This is a genomic window from Pseudomaricurvus sp. (assembly GCF_965662505.1).
Taxonomy (GTDB): Bacteria; Pseudomonadota; Gammaproteobacteria; order Pseudomonadales; family Cellvibrionaceae; genus Pseudomaricurvus.
Genome location: NZ_CBFIHX010000035.1, coordinates 18,684 through 31,352, shown reverse-complemented (window position 1 = coordinate 31,352; position 12,669 = coordinate 18,684). Strand labels below are relative to the sequence as shown.

Annotated in this window: 10 protein-coding genes and 1 pseudogene; 9 read left to right on the top strand and 2 right to left on the bottom strand. The window is 49.9% G+C overall.

Features of this window, described 5'->3' with window-relative positions:
- From ACTG33_RS06940 to ACTG33_RS06905, 8 genes and pseudogenes are all read left to right on the top strand, one after another.
- A pseudogene (locus ACTG33_RS06940) lies at window positions 1–235 on the top strand (AAA family ATPase); the annotation flags it as partial.
- A 57-nt stretch (window positions 236–292) separates the two neighbouring features.
- The gene (locus ACTG33_RS06935; protein WP_439134473.1) at window positions 293–1,468 is read left to right on the top strand and encodes a vWA domain-containing protein; all 1,176 of its coding nucleotides are present in this window, start codon (window positions 293–295) and stop codon (window positions 1,466–1,468) included.
- A 636-nt stretch (window positions 1,469–2,104) separates the two neighbouring features.
- A complete protein-coding gene (locus ACTG33_RS06930; RefSeq protein WP_439134472.1) occupies window positions 2,105–3,493 on the top strand; it encodes an MATE family efflux transporter in 1,389 nt (462 codons plus the stop codon).
- 173 nt (window positions 3,494–3,666) lie between these two features.
- Window positions 3,667–4,401, top strand: a complete 735-nt coding sequence (locus ACTG33_RS06925) for a pseudouridine synthase (protein ID WP_439134471.1) — start codon at window positions 3,667–3,669, stop codon at window positions 4,399–4,401.
- Window positions 4,402–4,591: 190 nt separating this feature from the next.
- A complete protein-coding gene (locus ACTG33_RS06920) occupies window positions 4,592–4,939 on the top strand; it encodes a helix-turn-helix domain-containing protein (RefSeq protein WP_439134470.1) in 348 nt (115 codons plus the stop codon).
- Window positions 4,939–6,261 (top strand): type II toxin-antitoxin system HipA family toxin, encoded by a 1,323-nt coding sequence (locus ACTG33_RS06915; protein ID WP_439134469.1) that lies wholly within the window; start codon window positions 4,939–4,941, stop codon window positions 6,259–6,261. The genes ACTG33_RS06920 and ACTG33_RS06915 overlap by 1 nt, the downstream gene beginning before the upstream one ends.
- Before the next feature lie 226 nt (window positions 6,262–6,487).
- Window positions 6,488–7,816 carry a DEAD/DEAH box helicase gene (locus ACTG33_RS06910; RefSeq protein ID WP_439134468.1) on the top strand — a complete coding sequence of 443 codons (1,329 nt, stop codon included), beginning with the start codon at window positions 6,488–6,490 and terminating at the stop codon, window positions 7,814–7,816.
- Between the two features lie 136 nt (window positions 7,817–7,952).
- Window positions 7,953–9,404 (top strand): sensor domain-containing diguanylate cyclase, encoded by a 1,452-nt coding sequence (locus ACTG33_RS06905; protein ID WP_439134467.1) that lies wholly within the window; start codon window positions 7,953–7,955, stop codon window positions 9,402–9,404.
- Window positions 9,405–9,475: 71 nt separating this feature from the next.
- Here ACTG33_RS06905 and recQ read toward each other — a convergent pair whose 3' ends face one another.
- The gene (gene recQ / locus ACTG33_RS06900; protein WP_439134466.1) at window positions 9,476–11,275 is read right to left on the bottom strand and encodes a DNA helicase RecQ; all 1,800 of its coding nucleotides are present in this window, start codon (window positions 11,273–11,275) and stop codon (window positions 9,476–9,478) included.
- Window positions 11,276–11,407: 132 nt separating this feature from the next.
- On the opposite strand from recQ, the gene ACTG33_RS06895 reads away from it, so the two are divergent.
- Complete coding sequence (locus tag ACTG33_RS06895; protein WP_439134465.1) at window positions 11,408–11,887, top strand: DUF4124 domain-containing protein; 480 nt, start codon at window positions 11,408–11,410, stop codon at window positions 11,885–11,887.
- Between the two features lie 68 nt (window positions 11,888–11,955).
- Here the strand turns inward: ACTG33_RS06895 and ACTG33_RS06890 are convergent, their stop codons facing one another.
- Entirely contained in the window at window positions 11,956–12,588 is a 633-nt protein-coding gene (locus ACTG33_RS06890) for a TetR/AcrR family transcriptional regulator (protein ID WP_439134464.1), read from the bottom strand.
- Window positions 12,589–12,669 lie beyond the last annotated feature (81 nt).

Genomic DNA, 12,669 nt, shown 5'->3' with positions numbered 1-12,669 from the left:
CCTGGATATCTTCTTTGATGTACGTCAGGTTCCAGGACTGAAAAAGAAGCCTTCCACTTCAGAGTTGGTTGATTGGTTGAAACTGCTGATGGCCGATGATATTCCCGATGAGGTGCTCCAGAGCGGCGACACTCGTCAGGCGATTCCACCACTGTACGGTGCTCTGCTGAAAAACGAACAGGATGTGCACTTGCTGGAACGTCTGGCCTTTATGACTCGCCGTAAAAACGCCTGATCACCGATCTGTTTTGGTGTGTTTTCCATCGAAACAGAGGCTAAAAAGGAGTAATCAATGCTAGTCAATTTTTTCTACGGTCTGCGCAAGGCTGAAGTTCCGGTCTCTTTGAAAGAGCTGCTGGTGCTGTTAGAAGCAATGGAAAAGCAATTGGCGTTTGGTAGTGTAGACGAGTTTTATCTGCTGGCCCGTACCTGTTTGATCAAAGACGAGAAACACTTTGACAAGTTCGATCGTGCCTTTGGGGCCTACTTTAAGGGATTGGAAAACCTCGACGGTATTGTCGAGGCTTTGATTCCGGATGAGTGGACTCGTGCCGAGTTCATGAAAAGCCTGTCTGAAGAAGAGAAGGCCAAGATCGAATCCTTGGGTGGGCTTGAGAAGCTCATTGAAGAATTCAACAAACGCCTCGAAGAGCAAAAAAAGCGTCATCAGGGTGGGAACAAGTGGATTGGCACTGGTGGTACGTCTCCGTTTGGGAACAGCGGTTATAACCCGGAAGGCATCCGTGTTGGCGGCGAGAGCAAAAATAAGTCGGCAGCGAAGGTTTGGGATAAGCGCGAGTTTAAAAACCTGGCTGATGATGTTGAGCTGGGAACGCGAAACATCAAGGTGGCGTTACGCAAACTACGCAAGTTTGCTCGCACCGGTGCAGCTGAAGAGCTGGATTTGGATGACACGATTCGTTCGACGGCCAACAATGCTGGTTTTCTTGACATTAAAATGGTGCCCGAGCGTCACAATGCGGTAAAAATTCTCCTGTTTTTTGACGTGGGTGGTTCCATGGATCCCTACGTACGCGTTTGTGAAGAGTTGTTCTCTGCCTGCAAAACAGAGTTCAAACATATGGAATATTATTATTTCCATAACTTCATTTATGAGTATTTATGGAAAGATAACCGTCGTCGCACCACGGATACCACTAAGCTATTCGATCTTCTTCATACTTATGCCAGTGACTATAAAGTGATCTTTATTGGGGATGCCTCTATGGCGCCTTACGAGATCAGCACCCAGTATGGTTGTGTGGAATATATGAATGAAGAGCCGGGCTATGTGTGGATGCAGCGTTTAACTGAAACCTTTAACAAGGTTATTTGGTTGAATCCAACGCCGGAGAAGTATTGGAACCATACGCAGACGATTGATATGACCCGTAAGTTGGTGGATGGAAAAATGTATCCGCTGACATTGGAAGGGTTGGATCAGGGAATTCAGTATCTGACTAAATAATATCTGTTATCTGGATTCCTTTGTTGTATCCATGGTATGGATCAACAGTGTGAATCAATAGTCTGAAGAGAAAAAATGTCAGCCGGGTGCTGACATTTTTTTTGCCTCTCTGTTTAGCTCTGGTATGCGTTTGGTTTACATTTCAGAAAACTGGTTGACTTTCGGGCGGTATCCTATAATCTTGCAGTTCGCTTTTTTTGAGAAGCCAGCTCCGAAGCTGGGCTCAAACTTTCAAGCCATTCAAAAACACTGAAGAAACTGACCATGAACAAGATTGAGACCCCACAAATCGCAGCAGCGAACAAGACTGCCGCCACAGCGAAACATTGCGTAATGCCCTGTTTTTCGCTGGTGCGTATTGTGATTTAGTAGCGTCTCTTCTATTTGGGAGGCGTTAAGGCCTCCCGGTTGGTTTCTTTGAAAAACCCGGTAGGTCTTTGATCTACCGGGTTTTTTTATGTCCGTATTTCAGGTTCGGGTAAGAATCTGATGTGTTAATCAAACAGTCAAAAAGGAGAGGGACGATGGAGCACGATGATGATATCGATCAAATCGCCATATTAAGTAATAACTAAAGCGCTCGTTTAAAAGCGCATAAAAAAAGGATCATGCGAAAACCGCATGATGGTGACAGCTATGTGGTCATTAATACGTACGGATAAACAGACATTAAAACTACTCGTTTCCATCGCAGTACCGATGGTGATATCTCAGGGCGCTTTTGCAGCGATGATTTTTACTGATCGCTTTTTTATGTCTTTGATTGGTCCGACTCATGTTGCAGCAACACTGGGTGGTGGTGTCGCCGCTTTTATGTGTATGTCGCTGTGGGTTGGTCTGCTGTCTTACGGCAATGCACTGGTCGCGCAGTATTTGGGGGCCGGTCAAAAGCATCTGTGTGCCAGGATTGTCAGTCAGGGATTGTTGATCGCCGGTGTGTGTACGCCGCTGCTTTGGTTAATGGGCTACGCCGTTTATATCAGCTTCGATGAGCTAGGGCACGATCCTGTGCAATTGGTGCTGGAGAAGCAATACTTTTATCTTCTGCTGGCCTTCGGGTTCTTGCCGATGTTTAAAGCCTGCTTCTCTTCCTTTTTTGCAGGTATCGGCCGTACCCGAGTTGTCATGATAGTGGATGTTCTTGGGGTGTTGCTGAATGTCCCTCTCTCTTACGGGTTGATCTTTGGGGCCTTTGGCTTACCTGAAATGGGGATCGCAGGTGCAGCATGGGGAACGATTCTGAGTAACTTTGTCGTGCTGGTTTTGTTTCTGTTGTCTTATCGCACCCGTCGGAATGCTCAGGAGTATTCGATTGCGAGCTCGTTTGCTTATGATCGGGTTTTGTTTAAGCGCTATTGGAAACTGGGGTTTCCCTCCGGAATGGAAATGTTCCTGAATGTGGCGGCTTTCAATGTGTTTGTCCTGCTGTTTCAGTCTTATGGTGTGGCGGCGGGGGCATCGGCTGCCATTGTGTTGAACTGGGATCTGGTGTCATTTGTGCCTATGGTCGGTTTGCACATCGCCGTGATTAGTCTGGTGGGGCGTTGCATTGGAGCTCAGGATCATCAGAGGCTCAATGCGGTTATCAGCTCTGGTTTTTTGTTGGCTTTGGCTTATTCCGGGACTTTGGCCATTCTGTTTTTGGTATTCCGTGAGTCGTTGGTGGGTGTGTTTATTACCTCGGCAACCGATGGGGAAGCCATCAGCCGTCTGGCGAGCTGGATGATGATTGGTATGGCGAGTTATGTCATGGCGGATGCGGTTATCCTCGTGGCCGGCGGTGTTTTACGTGGTGCGGGAGATACCCGATGGCTAATGGTGACTTCTGTGTTGCTGCACTGGTTGATGGTGCTGGCGCAATATGTGGTGATTGTTGAGTTGCAGTTGGGGCCCAAAACCGCATGGATGATATTTGTCGGACTGATTCTGGCTCTGGCACTATCGTTTACCTTGCGTTTGAGCAGCTCTGCGTGGCGTCGCCACTTTCCGCAGGAGTGGACGGCAGAAGCGCCATTGAACTCATAGGCGATGGCGCTAGGTCTGTGGGTGCTGACCTTGTGGGTACTAGCGTTGTCGATACTGATTAGGCGGTCAATGTGACCGCCTTTTTTAATGGACTTCTGATTCTGAATTTTGTGATCTGTGGTAGCCTGTTGCCCTGAGTACTCGCCTCCATTCACCGATGTTTATGTCTTGCTATGATTACCTCCCGAACCCGATTAGACCGCTACTTGAGCCATCAACTTGGTGTTCCTCGTGGCGATATTCGTTTAATCCTGGCGCAGGGGCGGGTCACGGTAGACGGTGTAGTTGCTCGATCCATCCATCAGGTGTTGGATAAATTTTCTCTCGTGGAGTTTGACCATAAGCCGCTCTCGTCTTCACGTCCCCGTTACATTATGTTGCATAAGCCACGTGGCGTGGTCAGTGCCACAGAGGACGAACGCCATACCACCGTCATCGATTTGCTGCCGGGTGATGACAATAGCGATTTACATTTGGTAGGACGTTTGGACTTCAATACGACCGGGTTGGTCTTGTTAACGAATGATGGCCATTGGTCCCGAGCGTTAACCCTGCCAGAAACCAAAGTGCCGAAATATTATCATGTCTGTCTCGAGAAACCCGTCACCGAGGAATACGCAGAGGCGTTTTTGAGAGGAATCTATTTTTCTTTCGAGGATGTGACTACTCGTCCGGCTGAGTTGACCATCATCAATCCTTATGAGGTCAAAGTCGTTCTGGAAGAAGGACGTTACCATCAGATTAAAAGGATGTTCGGTCACTTTAATAACAAGGTGGTGGGGCTGCATCGTGAGGCTATCGGAAATCTTCCGCTGGATTCGACCTTGTTGCCAGGAGAATCCCGAGAGTTAACTCGGTCTGAGGTTCACTCTTTGACAGAAAAGGCCGTTCGTCCCACCAGCTTCTGATTACCTGTCTATAATGATAAGAAAAACATACATTAACATCAAAATCACACAGTTTTGATAACAAATCTTGGCGCTAATGGGTTTTGATGTGTATTCTTTGATTAGGAATCTTATCTTTATTGGCTTTTTTGCTCTTTATGATAAGAAATCTTATCCTTGATTGTGGTGTTATAGGGCGAGAGGGTTGAGAATGAGTTTTCAGGCAATGACTGATGAGGCCATAGCCGCTGAGATCGGTGAGCGCATTGAGCAGATGCGGCTCGAAAAGAACCTGACTCAGCAACAGGTGGCGGATGCGGTAGGGCTTTCCCGAGTCAGCTACGGAAAACTGGCGCGCGGTCATGGCAAATTTATCAATGTTATCGCGGTCTTGCGGGCGTTGGACGCTCTGGAGTTGGTTGAGCAGTTTGTACCAGAGGTAGGGTTTAGTCCCATGGAGCTTCTTAAGTTAAAAGGAAAACATCGTCAGCGCGCGCGCCCGACAGAGGATGATAAAGACGTGGGCCCGGATAGCGGCGAGCGGGAGCTGGATTGGTAATGCAAAACCTTGCGGAAGTGCGTTTATGGCAGCAGCAGGTAGGGGCACTGGTTTTTGATCCGGACACCCAGACTGCTTTATTTGAGTACTCCCCTGAATGGTTGGCGCAGGGGGTGGAAATCGCCCCGATCAGAATGCCTCTGGCCAAGGGGAAGTTTCAGTTCCCGGGATTGAATCGGGATACCTATAAAGGTCTGCCGGCGGTATTTGCCGATACCTTGCCGGATGATTTCGGCAATGCGGTGATTAATGCCTGGTTGGCGCGTAATGGACGCAGTAGCGAGAGCTTTTCACCGCTGGAGCGTCTGTTGTACAGCGGTCGTCGTGGGATGGGCGCTTTAGAATATGCTCCAGCGATTCGGGGCGGTCAGGATTCTCCAAAAACTTCTCTGGAATTGTCTTCTCTGGTCGCAATGGCTCAAGCAGTTCTGGATGAGCGGGCGAACCTCGATGTGACGTTGAGCCCGGCTCTTCAGCAACAGGATTCCGACAGTATGTCGGCGATCTTGCAGGTGGGTACTTCGGCAGGTGGTGCGCGTCCCAAGGCGGTGATTGCAATCAATCGGGATCGCACCGAGATTCGTTCCGGTCAATTAGAAGCGCCAGCAGGCTTTGAGCACTATCTACTGAAATTCGATGGTGTTGAAGAGCATAAAATGGACAGCGAAGTCTTTGGCGACCCTCAGGGCTTTGGTCGGATGGAGTTCGCCTATTACCTGATGGCCAAGGATGCGGGGCTGAATATGTCACCGTCTGAGCTGTTAATGGAGGGAGATCGTGCCCATTTTATGACCCGACGCTTTGATCGTGAGGGTAACCACAAGCTTCACTATTCTTCGTTGTGCGCCATGGATCACGCGGATTACAAACGTCCGGGCACTTACAGCTATGAGGAAATGTTGACGCTGGCCCGGCGATTAAAGTTGCCCAGAGAAGATGCTGTCGAGATCTTCCGGCGTATGGTGTTTAACGTAGTGGCACGCAATCACGATGATCACAGCAAAAACTTTGGCTTTATTTTGGCTTCACCACAGGCTAGCTGGCGTTTGGCACCGGCTTTTGACATCGCTTACAGCTATAAAGCTGACTCACCGTGGGTCAATAGTCATCAGTTGTCGCTGAACGGTAAGCGAGACGGGTTTGAGCACGATGATCTGAGGGCGATAGCTTCCCTGATCGGTAACTTCCGTCAACAGGCAAAGCAAATTATTGCTCAGGTAACGGAGGTTGTCTCTCAGTGGCCCAGTTATGCAGAGAAAGCAGAGGTGTTCAGTGGGTTTGAGCGTGAGATTCGCAGTCATTTACGGCTGAATTTGACTTAGGGAAGCCATGATGTCGTTAGCTTTCGGATATTGTTCACGGCCATGAGCAATATCCTTGAGCAATGGCGGTTCGGGCCACTTTACTGTAAGCTGCACCGCTTGACGGATGCGGCGAAAATCCAGAAAGCCTGCCTCGCGGAACCTGATCTTCCAAAATACAGTGTTCAATAGACAGCTTTACCTTATAGCTGCATCCCCTAGATGTCTTTAATGAGTTTCCCACCCTATGAGTTTTTCTTCCCTCGGTTTGTCAGCGTCCATTTTAAAAGCAGTAGAAGGTGAGGGTTACGATACCCCATCGCCGATCCAGGCACAGGCCATTCCGGCAGTACTGGAAGGGCGTGATGTCATGGCTGCTGCACAAACCGGAACGGGTAAAACGGCCGGCTTTACCTTGCCCCTGTTGGAGTTGTTGTCCAGCGGCGAGCGAGCCAAGGGAAATCAAGTGCGAGCGTTGGTGTTAACCCCAACTCGTGAGCTGGCGGCTCAGGTGGCCGAAAGCGTTGACACTTATGGCAAGTTTCTCCCACTGACGTCCACAGTGGTCTTCGGAGGGGTGAAAATTAATCCGCAAATGATGCGGCTGCGCAAAGGCGTGGATGTGTTGGTGGCGACTCCGGGGCGCTTGCTGGATTTGTATCAGCAAAATGCCGTGCGTTTTCAGCAGTTGGAAGTGTTGGTGTTGGACGAAGCCGACCGCATGCTGGATATGGGATTCATCCACGACATCAAAAAGATTCTGGCAGTGCTGCCCAAGCAGCGTCAAAACTTGATGTTCTCAGCCACATTCTCTGATGAAATTCGCGGTCTGGCAAAAGGGCTGGTTAATGATCCTGTCGAGATCTCTGTGGCCAAGCGGAATACCACGGCTGAGAGCGTCAGTCAGTGGATTTACGGTGTCGATAAAAATCAAAAGTCAGCGGTATTAACTCGCTTGATTAAAGAAAATAAATGGGAGCAGGTGCTGGTTTTCACCAAAACCAAGCATGGCGCCAATCGTCTTACCAAACAACTAGACGCCTCTGGCATAACCGCAGCGGCCATTCATGGCAATAAGAGTCAGGGAGCACGAACGCGCGCTCTGGCGGACTTTAAAGACAAGTCCATTCGGGTGCTCGTGGCGACGGATATCGCGGCGCGTGGTCTGGATATCGACCAGTTGCCACAAGTGGTCAACTTTGACTTGCCGAATGTCGCCGAAGATTACGTTCACCGTATTGGCCGCACTGGGCGTGCTGGGGCAGTTGGGCAGGCGGTTTCTCTGGTCACCGCTGAAGAATTCAAGTTGCTGACTGCGATTGAACGATTGACGAATCAGCTTTTGGAGAGACGTGAGTTGGACGGTGTCACTCCTGTGCACAAATTGCCCGAGTCCCGTCTCGATACTCGTCCCCGTAAGCCCAAAAAACCGAAGAAGCCCAAGCCTGAGCATCGTGATGGTCAGCGTTCCGGTGAAAATGCTCGGGGTCACAAGCCTGCGTCACCTGGTCGCCGTAGAGCACCGCGCCGCAAGCCTGGCACAGGCAATGCCGGGGGTAGCAATGCCCAGGGATAGTTCTGCCTCGTAATTGGAGACCAGTTCGCATCCGTGAATGTGAACTGGTGGTGAAGTCTCGTCAGAGCTTCTACGCTTAGTGCGTATTGTCCTCGAAAGAATGTATAAGTGTTTGAGAATATAAAGAGAGTACGTCTTGAGCAGCAAAACCCGTATCATGCTTGGTCTGAGTGTAATCCTGCTGATTGGATTCATTAGTACCAGTGTCCTGAGCTACTGGGCGGCTCGTGAATCCCTGTCTAAAGAGATTGAAGAGAGCTCGCTTCCTCTTACCAGCGATAATATTTACTCTGAAATTCAGCGAGATCTACTGAAGCCGCTGTTTATCTCTTCCCTGATGGCACATGATACTTTTCTGAGAGATTGGGTAATCTCCGGTGAGAAAACACCGAAAAAGGTGACTCATTATTTACAGGAAATAAAAGATCGTTACGACACCGTGACGAGCTTTTTTGTGTCCGAGTCTTCGCTGAAGTATTATCATCCGCGCGGCATCATTAAAACACTGTCGCGCGATGATCCTCAGGATGCCTGGTATTTTCGTTTGCGTCAGGATCTGAACACCTATGAAGTAAATGTGGATACTGATACCGCAATCCGGGATGCGGTGACCGTTTTTATTAATTACAAAATGTATGACTATCAGGGCGATCTTTTGGGCGCCACCGGGGTTGGATTGTCCACCGTTATGGTGAAGAAGCTGATTGAAGATTATCAGCGGCGCTATAATCGGGAAATCTATTTTGTTGATCGGCAGGGCAATGTGGCCCTGCACGGTGACTCTTTTTCGGGTGCGACTAACTTGAGAGACAACCCGGAAACCGAGCCCTTTGCTACCCGCATACTGACATCTCCAAGCGCATCCTTCCATTTGGATTGGGAAGGCCAAATGGTCTTTCTGAGTACCCGTTTGATTCCTGAGTTTGATTGGATCTTGGTAGTCCGACAGGCTGAGAATCCAGCCGATCTTCGTATTTATAAGACTTTGATTAACAATATTATTGCATCACTGATGATCTCAGCGGTCGTGCTGTTTATTGCCTGGATAACGCTTAACCGCTATCAACGAAGACTGGAAGAGATGGCTTCGACGGACAAGTTGACCGGTCTGGTGAGTCGCCAGGTGTTTGATCGTTTGTATCATCAAGTGGTCAAAACGACAAAACGCCATCATTTACCCATGTCGCTGATCATGGCCGATATCGATCACTTTAAACGGGTTAACGATACCTATGGTCACCCGATGGGTGATAGGGTGATTCGAGCTGTAGCGATTATGATGAAGGAGTTGACTCGCGATGCAGATGTGCTGTGTCGATGGGGCGGAGAAGAATATTTAATTTTACTGCCAGATTGCAGTCTGGAGCAGGCTGCCTTAGTGGCGGAGAAGATTCGTCAAATATCCGAAGATCAGCAGTTGAAGGTGGATGACGGAGACTTATCCGTTACTTTGTCCCTGGGTGTAGCAGAGCTGAGAGAAAACGAGACTCAGGAAAGTGTGATCGCTCGGGCGGACGAAGCCTTGTTCAAGGCGAAAAACCTGGGGCGTAATCGAGTGGAAGTTGCGGGGTCCGGTATTCGAACGTAACAGCAGTGCTTTGTTGTTTGATGATGGTCCTGTAGGTCGTCAACGCTAAGACAGCACTATCGTAGAAGCTGTCAATCGTTAAATTGCTCAATCACTTCCAGAAACGCATCGCCGTACTTTTCCAGCTTGCTGGCACCGACGCCGTGAATAAAGCTCATGGCATTGGTGTCCTGAGGCCGCTCTTCCATCATCTGCATTAAAGTGGCATCGTGAAAAATCATATACGGTGCCAGATCGTGCTCATTCGCCAGTTGCTTACGGCATTCCCGCAAGGCATCCCACAGAGCTCGATCCGATTCAGAAACACCATTACGTGGAGGTGCTTTTTTACGCTCCTGCGGTTCTGCCAGCTGTTCCCTGTAATGGAAAGTCTTTTCACTGCGCAAGAGTGCCCGGCTATTTTCAGTCAGAGTCAATGCACCAAAACGTTCAAAGTCGTTGCTGAGATAACCTTGAACCAGGAGTTGTCGAGCAATGGATTGCCAGTGTCCCGCGCTTAATTCTCTGCCAATACCAAAAGTGCTTAGCTGATCGTGACCATGTTGTTTGACTTTTTCGGTATCCAGGCCGCGCAAAACATCCACAATATGTGCGGTGCCGAAACGTTGTCCGGTGCGGTACACAGTGGATAAAAACTTCTGCGCCTCAATGGTTGCTTCGAGAGTCTTGGGTGGTGATAAGCAAATGTCACAGTTGCCACAAAAGGTCGGCGCTTCTTCCTCAAAGTAGTTCAGTAACCCCTGGCGGCGACAGTGTGTGATTTCGCACCAGCCGAGCAGAGCGTTGAGTTTATGCCGTTCCACCTGCTTTTGCTGTTCACTCATTTGAGATTCGGTCAGCATTTGGTTGAGTCGCACAACATCCTGTAATCCATACACCATGTGCGCTTCGGAGGGAGCACCGTCGCGACCCGCGCGTCCTGTTTCCTGATAGTAGGCTTCCAGGCTTTTGGGCAGGTCCATATGAAAGACAAAGCGTACATCGGGTTTGTCGATACCCATCCCAAAGGCAATCGTCGCGACCATGACCACACCGTCTTCTCTCAGAAAACGTTGTTGGTGAGTCTCCCGCAAAGAGGAGGGCAAGCCCGCGTGATAAGGCAGGGCATTGACGCCGCGACTCACCAGCCATTCAGCAGTACTTTCGACTTTTTTCCGGGAGAGGCAGTAGACGATGCCGGCTTCCTGCTTGTGTTGCGCCAGGAACTTGATCAGTTGCTTGCGGGCATCCTGTCGGACGCTGACGTGGTAACGAATGTTGGGGCGATCGAAGCTGGCGTTGAGCTTAACAGGAGATTGCAGCTGCAGGCGGTGTTCAATTTCGTGCTGTGTTCTCTGGTCAGCTGTGGCTGTTAATGCCATTAGCGGAGTCTGGGGGAAGTGCTGCTTGAGAACGCTGAGGCCGAGATAATCCTGACGGAAATCGTGTCCCCATTGAGATACACAGTGGGCTTCGTCCACGGCTATCAGCGAGATCGGCTGGCTGGATAGATATGCCAGGGTTTTCGATTTCAGCAGGCGCTCAGGGGCTATGTAGAGCATCTCCAGTTCACCCGCGGCAAATTGCCGGGTGACGTTTTTTTGTTCTTCCAGAGACAGTGTTGAATTGAGGTAAGCAGCGCTGATACCGAGCTCTTTTAGAGCCGTTACCTGATCTTGCATCAGTGCGATTAATGGCGAAATCACAATGCCAGTGCCTTCGCGCAACTGGGCTGGAATCTGGAAGCAAAGTGACTTTCCGCCTCCGGTTGGCATTAAGACAAGGCTGTCCTGGCCATTAAGGGCGGACTCGATGGCCAGAGACTGTTGGCCTCGAAACGCGTCATAGCCATAGGTGTTTTGCAGTAATGCCAGTGCGGCCTCAGTGTTCATGCTTTGGTATGCGATTTATTCATGGAGGCGCATTGTATCAGTCCTTGATGGGCTGGGGGCATTGGAGTCCGATTCCATGCGCATTATTCTTGATACCTTTAACATGGATTCATACCAAGGAGTGGTAATTGTATGTGTAGTCGTCGATGGTTGAGGTTAAAGGCCGCGGGTGTTCTGTTGCTGGTGACGGGATTATCGCCTATGGTCTGGTCGGACAAGGCGTATCGCTGGGTAGATGAGAGCGGGCAGATACATTTTTCCGATCAAGCGGTCAGTGGTGTAGAGGAAAGGCAAGTTGTTGAGTTAACAGGCCCACCGCGACAACAGCCGTCTGCCGAGACACAACGTCTGCTGGAGGACAATCGACGCTGGTTCCAGAAACGCAGTGAAGATCGTCAGCGTGAAGAGGCTCAGCGGGCAAAAGCCCGAGCCAAGCTCAGTCGGGTGGATAACACATCACAGCAGCGATGCGATAAGGCCAGGAAAAAGCTGGCCGATGCGAAGGCCAAGTATGACGTTCAGCGACGAACCTGGCTTAAGGCCGCGAAAAAGCGAAAACTCAGAGAAAAGCTGGAGCTCTATCGCTCTGATATGGAGTACAAGTGCGGTTGATAGTCTCAGCTGTGTTTCAATGGATCTTGTCGTAGTCAGATAGGCTTGGCTGCGTCTAGACGACATTGCTAGGCCGGCATTCCGGTCACCGCTCGTAAGCAAAACTGCTTTATCGAATTGATAAGTGCTTGCTCGTCGTGTTCATTCAGCGGGTGCCATTTATCTCGTCCCAGCGGTGCAATGAGTGTTTCGGCAATAACGCCGACCAAGGCCGCGGAGCTGACTTCCGGGTTTTGCTGTGGGAATTCCTTTGCTTTTATCCCTTCTTTAATCAACTCTGCGTAAATATCCGCGTAGGCCTGACGGTAGACAAGGCGTTCAGAATCCACTTGTGGGTCAACAGGTTCAGCAATCAGTGCGTAGGCCAGGCGTTTGGCCTGAATCGCTCTCTGAGCAAACGTGGTCATGGCGTTTATCAGCCGCTGCCTGCAGGCGGTCTCCGGGGGATCGGGGAAAGCGGCACGGTGAACCTTGTCGACTTCTTTTTCTGTGGCTAGCTTGAATACTGCGTTACAGAGTGCGGCTTTCGAGTCAAAATATTTATACAGAGTTCCCGTTGCTACATTCGCTTCTTTAGCCACCGCGCTAATGGTCAGGCCTAAAAACCCTTCCCGAGCCACCAGCGATAGGGCTGTTTTAAGCAGTAAGTCATACTGTGCTGCACGCCGGGCTTCGGTTTTTTCAGTTGGGCGATAGGCCATAAGCATTCCAGTTCGGGGTTTAATGTTCTCGCAGCTGTCCTCTCCGTTATTTCCGTTGTCGTTCTCTGGAGGTTTGGCTCG